The 24,320-nt window shown below is 36.2% G+C and carries 17 protein-coding genes; all 17 read right to left on the bottom strand.

Annotated features, from left to right (window positions below):
• Positions 1-63 precede the first annotated feature (63 nt).
• The gene (guaA, locus tag Q0A18_RS00600; protein ID WP_292008226.1) at positions 64-1,593 is read right to left on the bottom strand and encodes a glutamine-hydrolyzing GMP synthase; all 1,530 of its coding nucleotides are present in this window, start codon (positions 1,591-1,593) and stop codon (positions 64-66) included.
• A 206-nt stretch (positions 1,594-1,799) separates the two neighbouring features.
• The gene (gene purD / locus Q0A18_RS00595) at positions 1,800-3,038 is read right to left on the bottom strand and encodes a phosphoribosylamine--glycine ligase (RefSeq protein WP_292008225.1); all 1,239 of its coding nucleotides are present in this window, start codon (positions 3,036-3,038) and stop codon (positions 1,800-1,802) included.
• Between the two features lie 93 nt (positions 3,039-3,131).
• Positions 3,132-4,649, bottom strand: a complete 1,518-nt coding sequence (gene purH, locus Q0A18_RS00590) for a bifunctional phosphoribosylaminoimidazolecarboxamide formyltransferase/IMP cyclohydrolase (RefSeq protein WP_292008224.1) — start codon at positions 4,647-4,649, stop codon at positions 3,132-3,134.
• Positions 4,650-4,798: 149 nt separating this feature from the next.
• Positions 4,799-5,362, bottom strand: coding sequence for a phosphoribosylglycinamide formyltransferase (purN, locus tag Q0A18_RS00585; protein ID WP_292008223.1), 564 nt, complete (start codon positions 5,360-5,362; stop codon positions 4,799-4,801).
• A 75-nt stretch (positions 5,363-5,437) separates the two neighbouring features.
• Entirely contained in the window at positions 5,438-6,430 is a 993-nt protein-coding gene (purM, locus tag Q0A18_RS00580) for a phosphoribosylformylglycinamidine cyclo-ligase (protein ID WP_292008222.1), read from the bottom strand.
• 219 nt (positions 6,431-6,649) lie between these two features.
• On the bottom strand, positions 6,650-7,204 hold the full coding sequence (locus tag Q0A18_RS00575) for an NAD(P)H-dependent oxidoreductase (RefSeq protein ID WP_292008221.1): 555 nt from the start codon (positions 7,202-7,204) through the stop codon (positions 6,650-6,652).
• 27 nt (positions 7,205-7,231) lie between these two features.
• Positions 7,232-7,960, bottom strand: coding sequence for a pirin family protein (locus Q0A18_RS00570; protein WP_292008220.1), 729 nt, complete (start codon positions 7,958-7,960; stop codon positions 7,232-7,234).
• Positions 7,961-8,099: 139 nt separating this feature from the next.
• Positions 8,100-9,632 carry a GMC family oxidoreductase gene (locus Q0A18_RS00565; protein ID WP_292008219.1) on the bottom strand — a complete coding sequence of 511 codons (1,533 nt, stop codon included), beginning with the start codon at positions 9,630-9,632 and terminating at the stop codon, positions 8,100-8,102.
• 151 nt (positions 9,633-9,783) lie between these two features.
• A complete protein-coding gene (locus Q0A18_RS00560; RefSeq protein ID WP_292008218.1) occupies positions 9,784-11,313 on the bottom strand; it encodes a GMC family oxidoreductase in 1,530 nt (509 codons plus the stop codon).
• Between the two features lie 167 nt (positions 11,314-11,480).
• Positions 11,481-12,863: an MFS transporter gene (locus Q0A18_RS00555; protein WP_292008217.1), complete on the bottom strand. Its 1,383-nt coding sequence runs from the start codon at positions 12,861-12,863 to the stop codon at positions 11,481-11,483.
• A 1-nt stretch (position 12,864) separates the two neighbouring features.
• The gene (locus Q0A18_RS00550; RefSeq protein WP_292008216.1) at positions 12,865-13,404 is read right to left on the bottom strand and encodes a nuclear transport factor 2 family protein; all 540 of its coding nucleotides are present in this window, start codon (positions 13,402-13,404) and stop codon (positions 12,865-12,867) included.
• A gap of 6 nt (positions 13,405-13,410) precedes the next feature.
• Positions 13,411-15,264, bottom strand: coding sequence for a glycoside hydrolase family 13 protein (locus Q0A18_RS00545; protein ID WP_292008215.1), 1,854 nt, complete (start codon positions 15,262-15,264; stop codon positions 13,411-13,413).
• A 160-nt stretch (positions 15,265-15,424) separates the two neighbouring features.
• Positions 15,425-16,420 carry a bile acid:sodium symporter family protein gene (locus Q0A18_RS00540; protein WP_292008214.1) on the bottom strand — a complete coding sequence of 332 codons (996 nt, stop codon included), beginning with the start codon at positions 16,418-16,420 and terminating at the stop codon, positions 15,425-15,427.
• An 80-nt stretch (positions 16,421-16,500) separates the two neighbouring features.
• Positions 16,501-18,657 (bottom strand): glycoside hydrolase family 97 protein, encoded by a 2,157-nt coding sequence (locus Q0A18_RS00535; protein WP_292008213.1) that lies wholly within the window; start codon positions 18,655-18,657, stop codon positions 16,501-16,503.
• 107 nt (positions 18,658-18,764) lie between these two features.
• Positions 18,765-19,844 carry a SusE domain-containing protein gene (locus Q0A18_RS00530; protein WP_292008212.1) on the bottom strand — a complete coding sequence of 360 codons (1,080 nt, stop codon included), beginning with the start codon at positions 19,842-19,844 and terminating at the stop codon, positions 18,765-18,767.
• Between the two features lie 18 nt (positions 19,845-19,862).
• Positions 19,863-21,464, bottom strand: a complete 1,602-nt coding sequence (locus Q0A18_RS00525; protein WP_292008211.1) for a RagB/SusD family nutrient uptake outer membrane protein — start codon at positions 21,462-21,464, stop codon at positions 19,863-19,865.
• Positions 21,465-21,476: 12 nt separating this feature from the next.
• Positions 21,477-24,230 carry a SusC/RagA family TonB-linked outer membrane protein gene (locus Q0A18_RS00520; RefSeq protein WP_292008210.1) on the bottom strand — a complete coding sequence of 918 codons (2,754 nt, stop codon included), beginning with the start codon at positions 24,228-24,230 and terminating at the stop codon, positions 21,477-21,479.
• Positions 24,231-24,320: the final 90 nt, after the last annotated feature.

Below are 24,320 nucleotides of genomic sequence, written 5' to 3'. Positions count from 1 at the left end.
CTGTAATCTGATAAAATAAAGCCTGCTTATATAAGCAGGCTTTATTTTATCAGATTACAGAAATTATTCCCATTCTATAGTTGCCGGGGGTTTACTTGATATATCGTAAGCCACCCTGTTAATTCCTCTTACTTCATTGATAATTCGATTAGAAACCGTTTCAAGGAATTCATAAGGAAGTTTACTCCATGTAGCAGTCATAAAATCAATCGTATTAGCAGAACGAACAACAGCAGTATATTCATAAGTTCTTTCATCACCCATTACTCCGACTGATTTTACAGGAAGTAAGACAACAAAAGCCTGAGAAACTTTTTCATATAAATCATTTTTATACAGTTCCTCAATAAAGATATCATCAGCTTCCTGCAGGATTCTTACTTTTTCAGCATCCACAGCTCCTAAAACCCTGATTCCAAGCCCTGGCCCTGGGAAAGGGTGTCTGTATACCAAGTGATGTGGAATTCCAAGTTCTTCACCCACTTTTCTTACTTCGTCTTTAAAAAGCTCTCTAAGGGGCTCCAGTAATTCGAATTCCATATCTTCGGGAAGTCCGCCTACATTGTGATGAGATTTAATCACTGCCGAAGGTCCGTTTACAGACTGACTTTCGATAACGTCAGGATAAATAGTACCCTGCGCTAAAAACTTAGCACCTTCAATTTTATGGGATTCTTCATCAAAAACATGAATAAATTCATTCCCGATGATCTTTCTCTTTTTCTCGGGATCATCTACGCCTTCCAACTTGGATAAGAATCTTTCAGAAGCATTAACCAGTTTAATATTCATATGGAAGTGTTCTCCATAGTTCTCCATCACTTTCTCGGCTTCATTTTTTCTCAACAGTCCCGTATCTACAAAAATACAGGTAAGCTGATCTCCGATTGCCTTATGAATCAATACAGCCGCAACGGACGAATCTACTCCTCCTGAAAGTCCGAGAATCACCTTTTGACTTCCTACTTTTTCACGTATTTCGGCAACGGTTTTCTCAATATAATTCGTTAGTTTCCAGTTTTTCTCTGCTTTACAAATTCCAAATACAAAGTTTTCCAGCATTTTTGCTCCTTCTTCCGTATGGGAAACTTCTGGGTGAAACTGAACACAATAAATCTTTTTATCAGGATTTGAAATAGAAGCAATGACCCCTGATTTTGCATTTAACTCAAAACCGGCAGGCAGCTCGCCTACTTCATCAAAATGACTCATCCATACGATAGAGTTTTGAGTAACTCCTTTTAATAAATCATTTTCCTTAACAATATCAAGGTGGGCTTTTCCATACTCCCCTTTTTCTCCTTTGTTTACTTTTCCTCCTAAGAGATAAGCCGTAAGTTGCATGCCATAACAGATTCCCAAAACAGGAACTCCCTGTTCGTACAATTCTTTTTCCACCAGATGAGCATTTTCTGCATTCACAGAGCTGGGCCCTCCTGAAAGAATAATTCCTTTCGGCTGTTTTTCTAAAATATCTTTAATAGGTGTATTGAATGGTAAGATTTCAGAATATACTCCCATCTCACGGATACGTCTTCCGATAAGCTGATTGTATTGTGAACCGAAATCTAAAATAATAATACCGTTATTCATTATTAAGCTATGAGTTATGAGTTATCAATTGTGAATACCTTTAAGTTTAAGCTAAAACTAAAGCTAAACCTATGTTCTTTATCTGATATCAGGTTAAAAACCTGATTCTATTAGCCGATGATTCTTATTATGATAAGATCTCATCTTCTTCTTTTCTTTACAAAAAAAGACTTGGAAAGGTTCCAAATCTTTTTTCGTGATTTTTATTAAAACTTTCCGATGTCTTCTCTATAGAAAGAATAGTCAAAATGGACCGGAATAGCATCTTCATATACTTTCTTACGGGCATCTTCATAAGTAGCTCCCGTTGCTACAATATTCAGTACTCTACCTCCGTTGGAAACTATTTTATCTCCTTTTTTAACAGCTCCTGCATATAGCAACTGACTATGTTTTACTTTATCTTCTCCTACGATTTCAAAACCAATTTCAATGTTTCTAGGATATCCTCCCGAACACATTACAAGACAAACAGCTTTTTCATCTTTAAATTTAAGCTCAACATCTTTACCTTCCATACAATCGTTGATAACATCTAACAGATTATTTTCCATTAATGCCATTAACACCTGAGTTTCAGGATCTCCGAATCTCATATTGTATTCAAGAAGGTAAGTTCCTTTAGAAGTCACCATGAGTCCGAAGAAGATAATTCCCTTAAAGCTGAATCCTTCTCCTTTAAGCCCATTAATAGTAGGTTCCAAAATATTTTTTTCAAAATCAGCATAGTGCTCCTGAGTAAATTCGGGACTTGGCGCTACTGAACCCATACCTCCTGTATTAGGTCCTTTATCACCATCACCCGCTTTTTTATAATCTTTTACCGGAATACATGGAAATAGTTTTTCTCCATTAGAGAATGCGATAATAGAAGCCTCAAAACCTTGTAAGAATTCTTCAATTACTAAACGGATTCCTGCATCTCCATAAATTCTACGGATCATGAAATCATGAATAGTTGCTTCTGCTTCTTCCACATTATCACAGATCACCACTCCTTTACCTCCTGCTAAACCGCTCGCTTTAATTACTAAAGGATATTCCTGAGCTTTAACATATTCCACCGCTTCAGGATAAGAATCAAATACTACTGCTTTCGCTGTTTTGATATCATAGGTCTGCATGAACTTCTTTGAGAAAGCTTTACTTCCTTCAAGGCTTGCTACTTTCTGGCTTGGTCCGAATACTTTAAGACCATGCTTTTTGAATTCATCTTTTAATCCTGCCACTAAAGGAGCTTCAGGGCCTACAATGGTAAGGTCTATTTTCTCTTTAATTGCAAAATCTCTAAGTTCTTTAATATCTGTTAAGTGAATGTTTTTTCCTATTTTATCTGTGGTTGCATTTCCATTAGCAAAAAACATTTTTGTAACTCTGGAATCGGTATGTAGCTTTGCTGCCAATGCAGATTCTCTACCTCCTTCACCTATGATTAAAATCTTCATATTTTATTTAATTAACTAGTCTATATAAACTACAAATATATAATTTTGAATGCTATAAATACAATCCAAAATTCAATTTAATTCTATTTTAATTTAGTGCAAAAAGTGTCTGACCCCTGTAAACATCATTGGAATTCCATGTTCATTAGCCGCTTCTACACTATCCTGATCCTTCACACTACCTCCCGGCTGAATGATTGCCGTAATTCCTTCTTTAGCGCAGAAATCCACCACGTCACGGAAAGGGAAAAAGGCATCGGAAGCCAATACTAAATCTCCACTGAATTTTTCTTTTGCCCTTTCAATTGCCTGTTGAGTAGCCCAGATTCTGTTTACCTGTCCTCCACCTATTCCGAAAGCCTGAATTCCATTGGAAACAACAATAGCATTGGATTTTACATACTTCACTACTCTCTGTGAAAATAATAAAGCTTTTTTCTGGGCTTCTGTAGGTTGTACATCCGTTACTACTTTAATATCTTCAGAAAAATAATTATCATTATCCTGAACAAGTATTCCTCCGTCAATTTTCACCCATGTCTGCTTATCGGAAACAGGATTTTTAATTTTGATGATTCTAAGATTCTTTTTCTTTCTTAAAACTTCCAAAGCATCTTCATTAAAATCAGGAGCCATTACAATCTCCAGGAAAGTCTTATTTAATTCTTCAGCGGTTGCTGCATCTATTGTATAGTTCATTGCGACGATACCTCCGAAGATGGAAACAGGATCACACTCGAAAGTTTTCTGATAGGTTTCCAGAGCAGATGTTCCTATAGCAACACCACATGGTGTAGAATGCTTTACGGCACAGCAAGCCATTTCTTCTTTGAATTCGTTGACTACTTTCCAGCAAAGGTCCATGTCTCTGAGATTATTGAAAGAAAGTTCTTTTCCTCCCAGCTGATCAAAGTCTTTCATAGCACCATTTTCAAATGTAGAAACATAGTATGCTGCCGTCTGGTGAGGATTTTCCCCATATCTCAGATCTGAAACTTTTTTGTAGGAAGCATTCAGATATGCAGGATATTCTTCGTCTAAAAGCATTTTTGAAATCGCTGCATCGTAAGCTGAAGTAAGATTGAATACCTTCCCAGCCAGTTTTTTACGGGTTTCAATATAGGTATCTCCGTTTTGCTCCATCTCTATTTTCACGATAGCATAATCTTCTACATCAGTGATTACTGTCACAGAGTCAAAATTTTTAGCTGCTGAACGAAGCATAGAAGGTCCTCCTATATCAATAAATTCTACTTTTTCGTGAAGAGAAATATCTTTGTTCACATTTTCAAAAAACGGATAAAGATTTACGATTACCATATCTATCAGCCCTATTCCATGCTCTTCAACGGTTTTCATATGTTCTTCATTGTTACGTACCGCCAGTAATCCTCCATGAACTTTAGGATGTAATGTTTTTACTCTTCCGTCAAGCATTTCAGGAAAATCGGTTACTTCATCAATCTGAATCGGCCTCAAACCGGCTTCTTTCAAGTGTTTGAAAGTTCCTCCCGTAGAAATCAATTCATAATTTTGAGCTTCCAAAAACTGGGCAAATTCTATTAATCCGCTTTTGTCAGAAACACTGATTAAAACTCTCTTTTTACTCATTTTTCTTTCAATTTTTTACTTTTCACAGCTATTCCAAACTGTATTCCGGCCTTTCACCCCCGGTTTACTTTATTTTACTTAGATTTTTTCAACTAACCTGTCAAAAATTCTTCATTTTTAACATTCTTCCAGAGGAAGGGAATTTATTATTAATTTCCGAGTATTTTATTAATAGCTTTCGGAAATATCTCATACTCCACTTCATGTATTCTCTGGGCTAATGTTTCTGGAGTTTCTCCTTCATTAATGATAAATGATTTCTGCAAAATGATATCACCTTCATCAATTTCAGGAGTTACGAAATGTACGGTTGCTCCACTTTCCTTTTCTCCTGCTTCTATCACGGCATGGTGAATATTCATTCCCCACATTCCTTTTCCTCCGAATTTAGGAAGCAATGCAGGATGTATATTAATTATTTTACCTTTCCAGTTTTCACAAAATTCAGATTTCAAAATGGAAAGAAAACCTGCCAAAACAATAAGATCTGTATTTTCAGGAATTACTTTGCTCAGTTCGGCACTAAAGTTTTTCCTTCTTGGAATCAGTATATTTTCAATCTGATGATTTTTTGCTCTCTCAAGTCCGTAGCATTCACGATCAGCAACTACTAAAGTAACTTTCGCATTTTGAATTTCCCCCTGATCTATAGTATCCAGAATTCTCTGTAGATTGGTACCGGAGCCAGAAACTAGTACGACAATGTTTTTCATATCTCTTGTAAAATGTAAAAAGCAGTAATGTAGAATGATATTCGATAATCGTAAATACTTTTTACCTCAGTACCTTTATACAGTTAGATTTATTTTTTCGCTTCCTTCTGTAATTTCTCCGATCTCGTAAGCATCATCTAAAAGGTGAAGTACTTTTTCTGCATGTTCTGCATCTACAACCAACACCATTCCTATCCCCATATTGAAGGTTCCGAACATTTCTTCACGGCTTACTCCTCCTCTTTTTTCCAATTCCACCATTACACTTGGAACTTTCACTTTAGAAGCATCGATAGAAGCACATAATCCCTGAGGAATGATTCGAGGTACATTTTCGTACAATCCTCCTCCTGTAATATGAGCGATCCCACATACTTTTACTTCTTCCAATACTTTATGGATATCTTTATAGTATAATCTTGTAGGCACCAATAATGTTTCATATAATGGTTTTCCTTCAAATTCTTCTTCAAAATCCGGGAACACTTTTCTTACCAAAGAAAATCCATTGGAATGAAATCCTGAACTTGGTATAGCAATAATTTTATTTCCTGCTTTGATATGTGAGCCGTCAATAATCTGATCTTTTTCCACGATACCTACACAAAATCCTGCCACATCATAATCTCCCGGCTGATACATCCCCGGCATCTCGGCTGTTTCACCTCCAATCAATGCGCAATTATTATCTTTACATGCATTTACCATTCCTAAAACAATTTCAGCAGCAATATCCGAGTCCAATTTTCCACAAGCTAAATAATCCAAAAAGAAAAGGGGTTTAGCTCCATGGCAAAGGATATCATTGGCACACATTGCAAAACAGTCAATACCGATAGAATCATATTTTTTGGTATCTAATGCTACCTTCAGCTTTGTCCCTACTCCATCGGTTCCTGAAACCAGCACCGGATTTTTATATCCTCCTATTTCATAAAAAGCACCAAAGCTCCCAAGATGATTCAATACATTGGCATTGTGGGTTTCCCCCACAGCTTTCTTAATTTTATCAACTGTTTTGTATCCTTCTTCTTTGTCTACGCCTGCGGATTTGTAAGTGTTGCTCATTGTAATTTCAGAAATTTTATTTCAAATTTTATTTCAATATATGGTAAATAAAAAAGCCGACAATCTTTATAGATTATCGGCCGTTATTTTATTTCAGAGTTTCAGAGCCCACGAAAATGCCTTTCTTTGAAAAAGAATGATATTCTTTAAAGGTGGACTGAATTTTCATCTAATTTTCTTTTTTGCAAAAGTAGCAATTTAAAAGTTAATTTCCTAATGCTATTTTTCAAGAATTGTTTCGATTGCTAAAACTTTTTTTATTTTTTCTTTCAATTCATTGTCTTTTTCTTCATTAGAGATTTTCTGTGCAGAAGCATCAAAATTTTCTCCGAAAAACGGTAGTGAGAATGTTTCAATAATATTTCCTCCATGATATGGGAAACGCTGTGTAGCTGCTTCTAAAACACCTGCTCCACCTCTGGCACCCGGTGCTGCCGACATCAAAAGCATAGGAACCTGGTTCCATACTGCTCTCCCCTGAATTCTTGACACCCAATCAAATACATTTTTAAATGCGGTAGAGTAAGTTCCGTTATGCTCAGGAAGTGATAATAAAAGTAGGTTGGCAGCATCAATTTTTGCAGCAAATTCTTTTGCCTGCTGAGGAACCCCGCCTTCTACCTCTCTGTCATGCTTATAAATAGGCATTTCGAAGGGATTTAAATCTATTATTTCCACTTCTGCATTTCCTCCTACTAATGTAGAGGCGTAAGCTACTAACTGCTTGTTCATTGAAACTCCGGAATTACTCCCTGCTATTGCTAAAACTTTCATTTACGTATAATTTTTATGTATTTAATTTTATTTAAGATAAGACGGTAATTCCATTGGAACTTCCATCAATAGGATTTCTGTATCTTCAACAGCTTCTATATTAAAACTTTGAGTATCCCAGATTCCTAATCCGTCTCTTTCATTAAGGATTCTATCTCCAACTTTTGCACTTCCTTTAAGGATAAAAACATAGACTCCGTTTCCCTTTTTGTTCACTATATAATTTTTACCGTTTCCTTTGGTAAATCGAGCCAGATTAAACCATGCATCCTGATGAATCCACACACCCTCATCATTTTTATTGGGTGAAAGAATCTGTTGGAATCCATTTATTTTCTTTCCTTCTTCAATACTTATCTGGTCATATCTTGGTTCAACATCCAGTTCTCTTGGGAAAACCCATATCTGAAGAAATTTTACCAGTTCATCTTTATTTTTATTGTACTCACTGTGCATAATTCCTGTTCCGGCACTCATTACCTGAATTTCTCCGTTGCGGATCACAGAAGTAGTTCCCATTGAATCCTTATGTTCCAAATCTCCTTCAAGAGGAATGGAAATAATCTCCATATTTTTGTGAGGGTGGGTACCAAATCCCATTCCCTGAGAAACCGTATCATCATTTAAAACTCTCAAAACTCCGAAATGTGTTCTTTCAGCATTCTGATAATTAGCAAAACTAAATGTGTGGTAAGAATCCAACCATCCATGATTAGCATGTCCTCTTGATTCTGCTTTATGATATACTGTTTTCATATTTGTAATATTTATGGGACAAATTTACAATATACTTTATCAAAACAGATTGATATAAGATAAGAAATATGGCATATCACAGGTACTTAAAAACGGAATAAACAGCAAAAGTCTACTGCATACAGTTAAACTAAAAAATTCATTTTAACACCTCTTTTTTAAGATGATCTCCTACTCTCAGTGCCATTGCAACAATAGTAAGTGCCGGATTTACCGCTCCGCTGGAAACAAAAAAGCCCCCGTCAACGATATATAAATTTTCCAGATCATGAGCTTTACAGTTACTGTCAACTACAGAAGTTCTTGGATCTGTACCCATTCTGGTAGTTCCGTTCTGATGAGCTGTGGCCGCAATTCCCATTCCTTTACTAAAATAGAACCCTTTAAAAAAGAATGACTTAAATTTTCCAGATGCTTTAAGTGCTTTAATAAGTTCTGCCTTGAGCAGCTCATGTCCTTTTTGGTTATTTTCAGAATAACTGATTCTAATCTGCCCATTTTCCACCGTCACTCTGTTTTCCGGATCAGGAAGATCTTCTGAAGTAAGCCAGAAATCAACGGCATGCTGTGCCATTAATTCGAAAGTAAATCCGGGCGCCTCGACAGGGCTATCCGCTTTAATTTGATCTTTATCGGATTTTCCCAACATTTGGATGTGCCCTAAAGGATATTCATATCCTCTGTTAGCATGGTAAAAATCATTAATTCCAAAAGTTTTTCCAAATTTAGTATGATTAGGTTCTTCATATAAGGCAATCAATGCGGTATTCTGATGGAACATATAATTTCTTCCCACCTGATCGGAATGATTGGCAAGACCATTAGGAAATTGTTCATTTTTGCTTTCAAGAAGAATTGCCGCAGAATTAATTGCTCCTGCAGAAAGTACTACAAGATCTGCCTTTAATGTCCTGATCTCTCCCTCCTGCTCAATTACCACTCCCGAAACTCTGTTTCCCGGATCATTTGTTATAAGTTTCAATACTTTTGTATTCGTCATCATTTCTACATTGGGATGTTCCAATGCTTTTGACAAGGCACAAAAATGGGCATCACCTTTTCTTTCCGAAATATCCGGAAAACCATCAAAACGATTCAGAACGTAAGGAGCATTACCTGCTTTATGGGGATAAAAATTAACTCCCACTGGTAAATTAAAAGGATGAAGGCCGTAATCAGCCAATTCATCAACAATCTCCTGGATTCTTGGTTCATGTGGTAACGGAGGGTTCGGATAAGGCGCCTCATCAAAGGGCTCTGTAGGATCTGATCCTCTTTTACCATGCACATTATAAAGCGTCTCTGCTTCCAGATAATAGTCTTTCAAATCTTCATACTGAATAGGCCATGCAGGAGAAATTCCTCCATAATGTTTTATTTCTTTAAAATCTTCTTCTCTTAACCTGAATAAAGCAGCTCCATAAAATTTAGTATTCCCGCCCACATTATAATGTATTCCGGGACGAAATGATTTACCGTGTTTATCCAGCCACTTCTCCGAAGCTGTATATCTATTTTTCTGGAAAACCTCTACAGAGTCCCAGTTTTCTTTTTCTAACGGAACATAGTCCCCTCGTTCTAAAATTATGATTTTTTTACCTGTATCGGCGAGCTTATAAGCCATCGTAGACCCTCCGGCTCCGGTCCCGATAATAATAATTGTGTCATTCATGTTTTTAAAATTTGTCTATTTAACTTTATAAATCAAAAAAATGTAAGAAGTATTGGTAAAAATATTTCTCCCCTGATTCTCATTAAGGATCAAACAGAGAAATGAATTTATTTTAGGATTAACAATCTTATATTAACTTTCTTGTTTTATCTTATTTCAAAATATGATTTTTAAGATAATCTCCTACTCTAAGCGCCATTGCCATAATCGTAAGTGCCGGTCCTACCGCTCCACTGGAAACAAAAAAACCTCCATCGACGATATATAAATTTTCCAGGTCATGAGCTTTACAGTTAAGATCAATTACAGAGGTTTCAGAATTACCCCCCATTTTTGTGGTTCCACACTGGTGGCCTACACCAGCTATACTCATCTCTTTATTAAAATAAAAACCCTTATGCAAAAACGTTTCATTTCCGGATGCCTTCAATGCTTCCACAAGCTCAGTTTTCAACAGCTCATGTCCTTTCCGGTTATTTTCGGAATAAGTGATTTTAATTTGTCCGTTTTCCACCGTTATTCTGTTTTCAGGATCGGGAAGATCTTCTGAAGTGAGCTCAAAATCTACAGCATGTACTGCAATTGATTCAAATGAAACACCATCAATACTTACCCGGTTATCCGACTTTATCTGATGAGCATCGGACTTGGCAAGCATTTGTATCAATCCTAAAGGGAATCGGTATTTTTTATTCGCAAGATAAAAGTCACTGATTCCAAAAGTCTTTCCGAATTTCGAAGGATTAGGTTTTTTATACAGTACCGTTAATGCTGAACTCTGATGGAACATATAATTCCTTCCCACCTGATCGGAACGATTAGCAAGGCCATTGGGAAACTGTTCACTTCTACTTTCAAGAAGAATCGCTGCGGAATTGATTGCTCCCGCAGAAAGTACTACAAGATCAGCTGTTAATATTCCCACCTCTCCATTCTGTTCAACTACCACTCCCGAAACCCTTGTTCCCAGATCATCTGTTATAAGTTTCAATACCTTTGTATTCGTCATCAATTCTACATTAGGATATTCCAGCGCTTTTGACAAAGCACAGAAATGGGCATCACCTTTTCTTTCCGAAGTATCAGGAAAGCCGTCAAAACGATCCAGAATGTAAGGAGCATTACCTGCTTTATGGGGATGAAAATTAACACCCATTGGTAAATCAAAAGGATGAAGGCCATAATCAGCTAATCCATCCATAATCTCCTTAATTCTTGGTTCATGTGGCAGCGGAGGATTTGGATAAGGTGCCGCATCAAAGGGCTCCGTAGGATCGGATCCTCTTGTACCATGTACATGATAAAGCGTTTCTGCTTCCAGATAATAGTCTTTTAAATCTTCATACTGAATAGGCCACGCAGGAGAAACGCCATCATAATGTACAATTTTCTGAAAATCTTCTTCTCGTAGGCGGAATAGCGATGAACCATAAAATTTAGTATTTCCACCTATATTATAATGCATCCCGGGGCGAAATGATTTCCCCTCTTTATCCAGCCATACATCAGTGGTGGTATATCTGTTTTTCTGGAAAACTTCTACCGAATCCCAGTTTTCTTTTTCTAGCGGAACATAGTCCCCTCGTTCTAAAATTATGATTTTTTTGCCTGTATCGGCTAGCTTATAAGCCATCGTGGACCCTCCGGCTCCGGTCCCGATAATAATAATTGTATCATTCATGTTTTTAAATTGTCTATTAAATTTAGAAAATAAAAAACAATACAATATTAATAAACCGTTAATTATCAAATAAATACAAACCATACAATATCCAATTGAGGGAATATTCACTGTATTAGTCAATAAAAAAGCGGGCTGAAGCCCGCTCCTATTCCTGTATATTTATTTTAAAAATGTACCTGCTGGATTTCTTCTTCTATTTCTTTAGGAGTTTCATCATCAGATTTTACAAAGACAATGGTCATGATTGCTCCTATCAGCATACAGGCTCCACCCACTACAATATAATCGATAGCATAGTTTCCAAAGATCTGGCTGACAATAGGACCGCCGAAGATTCCATTAACGATCTGAGGAATTACAATAAAGAAATTAAATATTCCCATATATACTCCCATTTTTTTTTGTGGTATGGCATCGATGAGCATTGCATAAGGCATTGCTAAAATACTGGCCCAGGCAAATCCTAATCCTATCATGGAAATCCAAAGGTAATTGATGTCTTTAATGAAATACATAGAGATCAGCCCTAAACCTCCGAATGTAAGAGCCAATGCATGGGTCTGTTTTTTACCAATCCACTTTGCAATCGGAGTTAACAAAAAGGCAAACGGAATGGCCCAAAGGTTATACATCCCGAAAAGTTTTCCGGTAAGGTCTCCTGCTTTATTGAATTCCACAGAATGGGTGTCCTGAGGGGAAAGTCCGAAATGATGTGTTGCTAAAGCACTGGTAGTAAATACCCACATGGTAAATAAAGCAAACCAGGAGAAAAACTGCACTGCTCCCAATTTCTTCATTAAGGGAGGTATTTTAGCAAAGTCCTTAAAAATATCACTGAATTTTGATGGTTCTTCCACTACTTCTTTTCCTCCTTCAAATTCAGCAAACTCCTCTGGCGAATACTCTTTTGTAGTGAAGATGGTGTAAAGAATGGTTATGATTAAAAAAACAGCCCCTATATAGAAAGAATAGATCACATTATCGGGTACAAACCCTGGTGCTGACTGATTGGATATTCCTAATTTAACCAACCAATCCGGTAAATAGGAACCTATCACGGCACCAATACCAATCAGTATTGTCTGAACTGAGAATCCGATCGTTCCCTGATGTTTAGGCAACATATCTCCTATCAATGCTCTGAAAGGCTCCATTGCCACATTAATGGAAGCATCCATCATCGCAAGGAAAATAACCGCGAGAAGCAATACATTAGCTGCCATCATATGGGTAGCACTTGCTGCGTTAGGAAGCATTACCAATCCTAAGGCACAAAGAATGGCTCCAATTAGGAAATAAGGTTTTCTTCTTCCCAAAGGACTCCAGGTATTGTCTCCCATATGTCCAATAATAGGCTGAACGATCAGTCCCGTAACAGGAGCTACCAGCCAAAACCAAGATAATTGGTGGACATCTGCTCCAAAATTGGCTAAAATTCTACTCGCGTTACCATTCTGCAAACCAAAAGCCATTTGGATTCCCAGAAACCCCATACTCATATTGATAATCTGAGTGAGTGAAAGGTCCGGTTTTATTTTTTTTGACATTCTACTTTAGCGTATTTGTTTTTCTTTTATCTCTTGCTTTTTCTATTAAAACATCTTCAATAGGGGCTTTTTCAGATACTACCTGATCTACTACTTCATTGGGAACAGTCATTGACAAAACGTATTGTCTGATCTTCCACTCTCCATTGATCTTTTCTAAAACACCTGAACCCCGGCAAAGCTTCATCTGGGTATTCAATAATTCATCAAACCACGCCATTTTTCCATCTTTACTGAAATAGATATTTCTTTGAAGTGAAGTAAAATTCCAGGTCTGTTTTTTATCAAAGAAAGGTTTTGCCCAAACCCTAAAAGCTTCTTTATCCCAAACTTCAGTTGCGTCTGTTCCAATGAATACTGATTCTTTTGCAAAGTAATTGAAATAAGTATCATAATCTGCCTTAGCAGCCGCCACATTGAAGCCATTAAGCATAGTATGAATTTCCCCTTTTTCTTTTGCGAACTTTCCCTTCAGCTGTGCAGAAACTCCTGTAAGCCCAAACAGAAAGAATAATAGTATATAGAGTATTGTTTTTCTCATCAGGATTTATCTTTGTAATTCAATGATCATCGAAGTCTTAGCAGGTATCGTCAGATTATTTTTTAAAGATAACTCATTTTCTGTAATCACTTCTTTTCCCTTGGTATAATCATGCAAAGATTCTGAAAAATAAGAAAGATCCAATGTTTCATTTTTATCATTATTATTGATCACCACCATTACACTTTCTTTGTCATCATACCTGAAATAGACAAAAACATTATTCTGCGGAATATAGTTCTTTGTTTTTCCCGTATGGATTACATCTTTTCCTTTTCTCCAGTTAAGAAGTTTTTGGGTGAACTGATAATATTCTTTTTGCTGTGGGGTTTGAGAGGAAACATTGAATGCATTTTGCTTATCGGATTTCCATCCCCCAGGAAAATCTCTGCGGATATCAGCATCCCCTCCTTTATTTTTATCTCCTCTCATTCCTATTTCTGTCCCATAATAAATTTGCGGAATTCCACGGACTGTGGATATAAGGGTTAAAGCAGTTTTATAAGCCTTCGGATCGGAATTGAATATTTCATTCCATCTTTCGGTATCATGATTTTCAAAAAACACTAAAAGGTTATTGATATCAGGATAGAGGAAGTCACTTGAGAATACATCATAGAGTTTAACCAAGCCTTTATCCCATCCTTCCGGTTCTTTAAGAGCAGACGACATATTGCCGTAAAGCATGAAATCCATTACAGAGGGTAAATTGGAATTATAATGGGCAGCTTCACCTGTTTTGGAATCTTTCTGCCATGCAGAAATATGTCCGGCACTATTGAGCCATGTTTCTCCTACAATATTAAATTTCGGATATTCATCGGTTATTGCTTTTGCCCATTTTGCCATTGCTTCCTTATCGTTGTAAGGATAAGTATCTACCCGAAAACCTCCTAATTCTGCATATTCAATCCACCAGATAGCATTCTGGGTCAGATATTTTAAAACTAAAGGATTTTTCTGGTTGATATCCGGCATAGTGGTATCAAACCATCCGTCCAAAGCATATCTTTTATCTATTTCGGAGGCGTTGGTATCAAACTGTGTTGTTGTTTTGTAATTGGAACGTCTGAAACCATTTTCTCCACCACTGAAAGTATGAATCCAGTCTTTTGTGGGTAAATCTTTGATCAGCCAATGAGAAATTCCCCAGTGATTGGTAACATAGTCCATTACCAGCATCATATTTCTTTTATTCAGCTCACGGGATAATTCACGGTATTCTTCATTGGTACCATAGCGGCCGTCTATTTTGTACAGATCTGTCTGAGCATATCCATGATAAGAGTATACTTTTTCATTATCTTCATTCACAGGAGTCAGCCATACAGCAGTTGCTCCCAATCCCTGGATATAATCCAGATTATTGATAATTCCCCGTAAATCTCCGCCATGACGTCCATTAGGAAGACTTCTGTTTACTTTTTCAATAAGATCAGGTCTGGAATCATTGGTTTCGTCTCCATTGGCAAAACGGTCCGGCATAATGAGATACATTACATCTTTTGAGGTGAATGACTCCCTGTTAGCTGAATTAGGTTCTCTCTGCTTCAACTCATAAGTATAAGAGTCTATATTTTTTTTCCCTTTTTTAATATTGATCTTAAATTGAGGAACATTAATTTCATCAGTATTTAGGGTAAGAAAAACATAATTGGGATTTTCTACTTTCTGAATATTCTTAATCTGAATCCCATCGGAAAGTTCTATTTCATTATCTGCAATAGATTTTCCATAGACCAAAATCTGAAGTTCAGGATTTTTCATTCCTTTCCACCAGAATGCAGGTTCCACTTTTTTTATCTGAGCAAATACGCCGGTGATTACTGAGAGACTCAATACTACATATAGTTTCTTCATAAATTCATCGTTAGATTGGGTATATTATATATCAAGCTTAGCTTTTTATTTTATCCTATTTGTATTAGATATTTCTATTTTTTCGAATTCATTGATAATACCTTTTGATAAAGAATTATCATCTTATAATTTCTTATAATTAAAGATAATCAAATATACTCTATTTTTCAATATCCAAAGGTCTTTGAGCTATCCTACTTGCCAACCAGCTGACATAAAACAGCTGAAAACTATGATAAATCATAACAGGAAGTAAAAAGAGAACTTTTTGCCCTTCGGGAATTCCTAAAACCAAGAGAAAAAGACTTCCATGAACCAATGATTTTTTAGAGCCACAAAATGTTACGGTAATAATATCTTTTGCATTGAATTTCATCTTCTTTGCTAAAAACTGAAGAATATGATACACAATAAAAAATAAGAAAACCACACTGAATGCCAAAATCAAAAAGACAACCCCAGGTACGGAAGCAAAAATATTCTGTACAAAAGCAGTTGAAAAACTTTCATATACAATAAGTAAAATAATCAGCCTGTCAAATTCTGCAATAATAGATGAATATTTAGTCACCCATTTTTTGAAAACAGGATTTAACAGTATCCCCAAAATAATAGGTAATAATACTTTTATCAGAAGCTGCTGTACTACTTCTCCATGATTTCCTCCACCTGAAACAGGTGTTAAGAAAAAGCTCATTAAAAGCGGGGTCATCACAATTCCGATCAATCCCGAAATGGAAGCGTTAAAAATAGCAGATGTTACATTTCCTTTAGCAATAGAAACCATCACTACCGAAGATGAAACGGTGGAAGGAAGACATGCCAGAAAGAAAACCGACAGCCAGACATTATAATATTCAGAACCTTTCGCTAACGGATAAAATAAAAATACGAGTAAAGGAAAAAGAATAAAGGTTCCCGCCTGAATCAGCAAATGTACTTTCCAGTTGGAGATATCCTTAACTACTTCTTTTAAATTAAGCTTAAGCCCGTATAACAAAAAAATCCCCGCAATTCCCCAATCAATAAATGCTGAAAGATTGAAATACCGGTTATAGGATTCCTGGAAAGGAATTAATTTAGCCATTACAACCATCAGTACCAACAAGAGAAGAAAAACATTCTGCTTGTTAAAAATTTTCGCCGTCCACTTCATTGAAAAATAATAAAAATATTGATACAATAAAAAATCCTTAAAGGTGTGTCACCTTTAAGGATTATAAAGTTAAGAAATATTTATTTCACAGGCTTAATGGAGATCGCGAATCCTCCGCTTCTTGCCATTTTAAAGCTGATCTTAGATTTACTGTTAATCTGCTTTTTATAGATATTATAGCTTTGAGGGTTATCTATATAATCTGCATCTTTTCCATCTTCATAAATGGTGGCTTCATATTTCTGATTTTTGTCCAGGAATGAGAAATCCACAGTATAATCACGTTTGTTTTCATCAGTGATTCCTCCTACAAACCAGTTTTCTGTTCCTTTAGCCTTTCTCGCAGTAATCACATATTCTCCAGGTTCAGCTGATAAGATTTTGGTATCATCCCAATCTGCCGCTACGTCTTTAATGAACTGGAAAGCATCCATATGCTTTTTATAATTCTCAGGAAGATCCGCAGCCATCTGAAGCGGCATATACATGGTTACATACAATGCTAACTGCTTCACTAATGTTGTTTTTACAAAACGGTTATCTCCAGGGAAATAGTAATCCAGTTTAGTCTGGAAAATCCCCGGTGTATAATCCATAGATCCACCCATCCATCTTGTAAATGGTAAAATAGTCTGATGATCAGGGTTGTTTCCTCCGAATGCCTCATATTCTGTTCCACGGGCTGCTTCTGCAGAAATCCAGTTCGGATAGGTACGACTTTCTCCTGCCGGGCGTACAGATTCGTGAGAGTTGACCATGATCTTATATTCATTAGCCTTTTCAGCAATTCTGTAGAAATGGTTAATAGTCCATTGGGAGTAATGATGTTCTCCTCTTGGAATAATATCTCCTACATATCCTGTTTTCACTGAATTATATCCATATTTGTTCATCAGCTGGAAAGCTTTATCCGCCCATCTTTCATAGTTCGTAGCAGAACCTGAAGTTTCATGGTGCATGATAAGATTAATTCCTTTTGAATGTGCATAATCATTCAGTGCTTTGATATCAAAATCCGGATAAGGAGTAATAAAATCAAAAACAAATTCTTTAGAGTTTCCAAACCAGTCTTCCCAACCGATATTCCAGCCTTCAATCAGTAATCCGCCAAAACCATTCTCCGCAGCAAAGTCGATGTATTCTCTGACTTTAGCATTGTTAGCCGCATGCTTTCCATTTGGTGTTAATTTTGAGAAATCTGTTTTATCGATATGAACATTGGTAGCAGTAGAATAAGCCCATTGAGATTTTCCGATGATCATTTCCCACCAAACCCCCATATACTTAGTAGGCTTGATATAAGAAGTGTCTTTATATGCAGTCGGTTCATTCAGATTGAAGATCATTTTGGAATCCATTACCTCCTCTGCTTTTGGAGAAACAATAATAGTTCTCCATGGCGTTACGGAAGGAGTCTGAATATATCCTTTTGCCCCTTGTCTGTCAGCTGTGAGATGGGTTTTAAATTTAAAGTTCTGAGCATCCACTTCTAAATGTGATGCTGGATAGTTTAAAACCGCAGCTTCTGCTACATTGACATAAAGCGGTTGTTTCCCTTCTTTTTTAAGCATTAGGGGAGATTGTACCGCATTTTTAATCAGAGTCTGGGAAGCATTTGCATCCGCAGCTTTACTCCATCTGCTTGGAATTTCTGAAATAGTACTGGTTTGATACTGATATTCCTGAGAGTCATAATCAGCTACAATCCACCAAGCTTTCATATCTGTAGGAAAATCTATTTCAGAATCTTCTTCACGGATTACAAAATAATTCAGATTCTTTTGCTGAGGAAACTCATACCTGAATCCTAATCCGTCATTAAACAATCTGAATTTCACCATGATACTTCTGTCTGTAGAGGCCTGATTCAGAGTAACCGCTAATTCGTTATAATGATTGATATAATTTTTCTTCTCTCCAAGAACAGGCTGCCAGGTTTCATTTTTAGAATCCCTTTTTTCCTCTGTTTTGGTAAAACCGTTATTAAGATCAAATTTAGCATCTTCCGGCTTTGCAATTTCCGAAGCAAATTTAATAGAAGTATCCTTAAACAATCTTAATCCAAGTTTAGAATCTTCTACAACAACCGCCCCGTTATATTTTAAGTTATAATAAGGAACTCCTCCCTTCAGCTGGAAGTTCATTTCGAATTTTCCATCGGGTGATTTTAGAGTTTGTGCGTTAACACCTATGTACATCATTGACAGCATTAAAGCCCCCACTGTAATTTTCTTCATAATGATTATTTATAGCTTTAAAAATAGATAAAGTGTTACTTTAAAAAGCAACACTTTAGATTTATATTTAACTTAGTTTTACGATAATAGTTTAAACTTTTAACTGATTAATTAGCAGGGATTACTGAGAAATTCCCTGTCATATCATTAAAGTAAACATTATAACTATACGCGGTTGTTACAGGTATATTTGCTCCACCTAAGGCAGCTGTTCCGAAAAATTCCTCTGCAACACCCCAACTGTCTGTCCAGTCATGATTGGCTCTGAATTTAAATTCTCCGGCATTCAGCACTACATTCTTTTTCACCCAAACATGAGGATCAAATGTAGACTGTTCCATATCCACATCTGTATTCCAGTCACCAGACGCTGTACCGATCATAGAAATAGAAGTATAGTTAACAGCAGGATCAGCGACAGCTGTAAATGTATATTTTAATGTTGCAATATCAATACTTAGCTTATAATATCCAGCACTTGCTACCGATATATTTCCGGAACCTCCGTCTGTACTCAATGAACCCGCAGAAGAAGCCTGCCCGTACTGAACATCCCAGCTTCCAGGAGTTTTGATAATTTTAAAACCTCCCGCTGCAAAGTACCCAGTATAAGTGTACGCATTAGTATCTGTTGTTTTTAACAGAGGATAGATTTTAGTGTTGGTTGCCAAATTATCCCAACCTCCTGCTGTAGCATCTCCTATAAGGTATAAATCTGTATATGGATAATCCGGTCCATCTTTATATGGTGTTACTATCAGATCTACAACATCAGAATAAAAGTAAGTGGAACCTAAGATCGTTTTTAATCTCACTTCTATCTGATTCGTAACATAAGCTGTTGCTTTTAAATTGTACATTACTGCATTTAAACTCGCATTCGTAAATGACATTGTTGTAGCATCACTGCTAATGTCAGTGCTTACACTATTCTGAAAATTATTCCCCTTAATTCCAAACTCTAACTGATAAGTAGGAACTAGTGAAATATTAAAAGTAGGTTTCACCCATGAAAAATTAATAACTGTACTATTAGCACCATCTTTATCTAAAACCAAATCTGTATTGTCAGAAGTAAGTGTACCTCTGGTTAATTCATTAACAATTGCCTGATCTTCATCCTTTTCACAAGAAGTTACCAAAAATCCGATAAGAGCTATTGTAAATATTTTTAATAAATGTTTCATTTCAATCAATAATTTAAATTAGTATCCAGGATTCTGAACTAAATTAGGGTTAGCCACAATATCTTTTGCCGGAATCGGATAAAGGTTTCTATAGCTTTCAACAGCTTTTCCTTCTTTTATATTTCCCTTCCATGGCCACAGATAATCTCCTGTAGTAAACCTTCCATATCTGATAAGGTCGGTTCTCCTTGTCATTTCCCAAGATAATTCTCTTGCTCTTTCATCTAAGATGAAGTCCAGATTGATTGAAGTTACGTTTCCATTGGTATTACCATAAGCTCTTTGTCTTAATTGGTTGATATACCCAATCGCTGTTGCTGTGTTACCTCCACCTCCTCTTAATGTAGCTTCAGCATACATTAAATAGATATCGGCTAAACGATATAATGGTATATCTGCTTCCACCCAGTTATTATGAGCACCAGGCGTACCATCACTTTTAATGTTTTTAAATTTTATAAAAGCATAACCGTCATTAAATGATCCTAAATCATTGATTTCAAGGTTTTGATCTGTTGTAAAGAAATTGCCTCTTTTATCAGCTCCGTTTGTTGGGAATTTTCCAACAAAAGCTTTTGTAGTTCTTAGACCACCCCATCCGCCATTGACACCAAAATCAGCAGCAGACATACTTCCTCCTATCGCAGCATGCACTAAATAAGTAGTTCCTCCATTAGTTTGAGTATTGATACCATCAAAATTAACGGTAAAAATAGCCTCAGGATTGTTGATATTATTATCTGCTAAGAATAAGGATTGATAATCAGATTTCAATGAATATCCTGCTCCTATCACTTTTTCGCAATAGGTAATACAATCACTATTTCTTTGCGTACCTGTATACACTTCTGCATTCAGATATAATCTTGCCAATAATGCCCATGCAGCTGCCTTATCTGCTCTACCATACTGATTGGTCCTGGCATCTTTAAGATCATTGGCTGCAGCCAATAATTCCTGCTCTACATAATTAAATAAGGCTGCACGTTCTATTCTTTGAGGAGGGGTTGATGATCCCGGCAGATAATTTTCATCTGCAAACGGCACATTTCCAAAAAAGTCTAAAGCATGATAATAGGACTGAGCTCTTAAGAATCTCGCTTCTGCACGCATGTATTTTGCTTCTGTTAAATTATCTCCTGTAATATTATTAGAAGCTAATTTTTCATCTGTTACATTCCTCAAAAACTCGTTACAAAAGGCAATTTCTGCATATATTCTATAATACAATGCTGAAATAAACTCATTAGAAGAATCCCATGTCATTTTATGCAAAGTATGCAGGTTTCCGTCATTCCATCCAATTACCGCCTCATCGGTAGTAATTACCTGCATAGTATAAAGCAATCTAGTATATTGGGAAAAACCTCCGTTAATTCCATTAATATCACTATCGGGATAATTTCCCCCATCACCACTTACCTGTCCTCCTAAAGCTAATCCTCCATATAGTTTAGCTAAAGCATTAGGATAATTGGCAAAGTCTGCAAAAACACTTGCTGAAGTAACATCGGTAACAGGCTCCCTTTCTAGGTCTTTAACACAAGAAGTCACGGATAACAATCCTACAACAGATGCTGTTAAAAATATATTTCTAAATCTTATTTTATTTGATTTCATCTTACTTACTAATTAAAATTGAAAATTAAATCCTATAGAATATACTCTAGGCATTTGATAATAACCATTATCAATATTATTGAAAACTTCCGGGTCAATACCTGAGTACTTGGTTATTACAAAAACATTCTGAGCCATACCATAGACTCTCAGATTACTTCCTTTAGAAAACACTTCCCCGAAGTTATATCCTATATTGATGTTGTCTAATCTTAGGAATGAAGCATTCTCTACATAGATATCAGAGAAGTACTGAGGTACTGAAAACTGATATTCCGGTGCTGTTGAATATACATTTTGTAAATATTCGTTGGTAGATGCTGACTGTAATGAGCTATTGGATGCTGCATTATTATAAACATAATTTCCTAGAATAGCCCTTGCGCTCAAACCAAAATCCCAGTTTTTATAAGCAACTTTAGTTGAAAAACCTAAAATAGCGTCTGGTGTTGTTGATTTATAATAATATTTATCTGAAGTATTAATTACCCCATCTCCGTTTCTATCTACATATACCCCATCCAATGGTTTACCATTCGCATCATATGCCTGCTGATATACCCAGAATGCATTTGGAGCATATCCTACCGCATGAGCCTGAATCGTATTTCCTGAACCTCCATCAATACCTCCTATAGGTATATTGAAGCTTGCATCCGCTCTATCTAGGAGTTTTGTTACTTCCGGCTTATAATGCGTTGCATTAAAACTTAATTCCCAAGTTGTATTTTGATTTTTAATAGGTACCACAGTAACACTACCTTCGATTCCCGAATTCTTCATATTTCCGACATTCAGTAAGTTTTGGTTACTTAAATCACCGGCAGCAATAGGAGAATTTACCAATAATTTTTCAGTATCTTTTCTGAACAAATCAATAGAACCGAATATCCTGTTATTTAGAAAACCATAATCAATTCCTAAATTTTTAGTGGTTGTTGTTTCCCAAGTAAGATAAGGATTATAAATATTAGGTCGGAACATATAATAATATTGGTTTCCAAACTGATAATATGCTCCGTCATTACTAGGATTATAAGCTGCAAAAGCCGGATAGTTATTTGGTCTGTTTCCATCTAAGCCAGGTAATTCCTGCTGACCTGTTTTCCCCCATCCTGCTCTTAATTTTAATGTACTGATAGAAGAAATATTTTTGAGAAAACTTTCTTCATTTAATTTCCATGCTAAGGATACTCCCGGGAAGTTACCCCAAAGATTATCTCTTGTTCCGTTATAGAAACGTGAAGATCCGTCTCTTCTTAAAGATCCTGAAATAATATATTTATTAGCAATAGTGAATATTGCTCTTCCATAGAAAGATATTAATGTATTTTGTGATTCAAAATCATTGGCAATTTGAGTCGGGGCATTTCCCTTGTAATTAATTGCTCCTGGAATTATTGTCTTAAAATCCTGATAAGAGTATCCAGCTGTAAGATCAATTCCGGTGTTGATTGCTGAAATATTTTTAACATAATTAAAATAAGTCTCTAACAATTTATTTTTTTTCTCCATACTATAAAGATTGGAGCTGCCGGCATCATTCATACCGGGTCTGTATAAAGAACTTACCTTTTTTTGTCCTTCACTCTTAGTATAATCATAACCGGCATTTACATTAAAATGTAAGTCCGGAAGGAAATGAAACTTATAATCTAACTGAATATTTCCCAATCCTCTTAAAACAGAAGAAACATCATGAATTCCGTACAATAATCCCATTGGATTAGAGGTAGCATTTACATTAAAACCATTCACAGCACCTGCATCCAACCATTCGTAATATCCTCCGAAATTAGAGTTTCCTGAATAAACAGGCTGTGTCGGATCGAAATAAGTTGCTGACTTAATAACACCTCCGTCAACAAATCTGTTATCAGTAAAGGTTCCTTTTGCGTTAACATTTACAGATAAATGGTTATCAAAAAACTTCGGACTTAAATTTAACCCGACTGATGTTCTTTTAAAAGAGTTAGTTTTTACAATACCATTCTGCTCATTATATCCTAATGATAAACGGTACGGCAATCCTTTAATTCCCCCTGAAAGAGCAACATTATTATCTGTCCCCCAAGCTGCCTGATAAATCTGATCCTGCCAATTGGTATTGGCATTACCTAATTTAGCCTTATAGGCATCAGAAGCATATGTATTAACAAAATTTCTAAATTCATCAGCATTCAACACGTCTACTGTTCCCATTTTAGTGGAAACCGATGCAACTGTTGAAAAATTCACTTTAAGCCTTCCTGCTGTTCCTTTTTTAGTGGTTATCAAAATAACCCCATTGGTAGCTCTGTTACCATAAATAGCTGTTGCAGAAGCATCCTTTAAGATATCGAATGTTTCGATATCATTAGGGTTAATCAGGGATAAAGGATCAGAAGCTCCGTTTACTCCCACGAAATCCTGAGGGACCCCATCAATAACGATTAAAGGTGAATTATTACCGTTCAAAGAAGCTGTACCTCTGATTCTAATCGCGGTACCCGAACCAGGAGCTCCACTGTTATTTGTAATTTGAACTCCGGGTGTTTTCCCCTGAATAAGCTGTCCTGCAGAAGTTGCCCCACCGTTAAAGTCCTTTGCAGATACAGAAGTTATAGATCCAGTCACGTCAGATTTCTTCTGCTTCCCATAACCAATCAGCACCACTTCTTCAATCTTCTTCTCTTTTGTGATAGAGTCTTGCGTTTGCGCGTGTATTATTGTGCTTGCCAATAAAAAAGCCGGCGCAATTTTTAATACCGTTGTAAAATTTCTCACAATATTGTCTTTTATATAGTTTAATCTTTTTTTAAGTTTTCTAAATAACTAGCTTCGAATTTAAAAAAAAAAAGCAATTATCCTAATATG

The organism is Chryseobacterium sp. (assembly GCF_022712095.1).
Taxonomy (GTDB): Bacteria; Bacteroidota; Bacteroidia; order Flavobacteriales; family Weeksellaceae; genus Chryseobacterium.
This window is presented reverse-complemented; position numbering and strand designations above follow the sequence as displayed.

Coding starts and splice junctions, on each gene's coding strand:
- purH (WP_292008224.1), bottom strand. CDS start 4,649: ATGAGTAAAAAGAGAGTTTTAATCAGTGTTTCTGACAAAAGCGGATTA.
- Q0A18_RS00575 (WP_292008221.1), bottom strand. CDS start 7,204: ATGAAAGTTTTAGCAATAGCAGGGAGTAATTCCGGAGTTTCAATGAAC.
- Q0A18_RS00565 (WP_292008219.1), bottom strand. CDS start 9,632: ATGAATGACACAATTATTATTATCGGGACCGGAGCCGGAGGGTCTACG.
- Q0A18_RS00540 (WP_292008214.1), bottom strand. CDS start 16,420: ATGAAGTGGACGGCGAAAATTTTTAACAAGCAGAATGTTTTTCTTCTC.
- guaA (WP_292008226.1), bottom strand. CDS start 1,593: ATGAATAACGGTATTATTATTTTAGATTTCGGTTCACAATACAATCAG.
- purN (WP_292008223.1), bottom strand. CDS start 5,362: ATGAAAAACATTGTCGTACTAGTTTCTGGCTCCGGTACCAATCTACAG.
- purM (WP_292008222.1), bottom strand. CDS start 6,430: ATGAGCAACACTTACAAATCCGCAGGCGTAGACAAAGAAGAAGGATAC.
- purD (WP_292008225.1), bottom strand. CDS start 3,038: ATGAAGATTTTAATCATAGGTGAAGGAGGTAGAGAATCTGCATTGGCA.
- Q0A18_RS00535 (WP_292008213.1), bottom strand. CDS start 18,657: ATGAAGAAAATTACAGTGGGGGCTTTAATGCTGTCAATGATGTACATA.
- Q0A18_RS00570 (WP_292008220.1), bottom strand. CDS start 7,960: ATGAAAACAGTATATCATAAAGCAGAATCAAGAGGACATGCTAATCAT.
- Q0A18_RS00530 (WP_292008212.1), bottom strand. CDS start 19,844: ATGAAACATTTATTAAAAATATTTACAATAGCTCTTATCGGATTTTTG.
- Q0A18_RS00555 (WP_292008217.1), bottom strand. CDS start 12,863: ATGTCAAAAAAAATAAAACCGGACCTTTCACTCACTCAGATTATCAAT.
- Q0A18_RS00545 (WP_292008215.1), bottom strand. CDS start 15,264: ATGAAGAAACTATATGTAGTATTGAGTCTCTCAGTAATCACCGGCGTA.
- Q0A18_RS00560 (WP_292008218.1), bottom strand. CDS start 11,313: ATGAATGATACAATTATTATTATCGGGACCGGAGCCGGAGGGTCCACG.
- Q0A18_RS00525 (WP_292008211.1), bottom strand. CDS start 21,464: ATGAAATCAAATAAAATAAGATTTAGAAATATATTTTTAACAGCATCT.
- Q0A18_RS00550 (WP_292008216.1), bottom strand. CDS start 13,404: ATGAGAAAAACAATACTCTATATACTATTATTCTTTCTGTTTGGGCTT.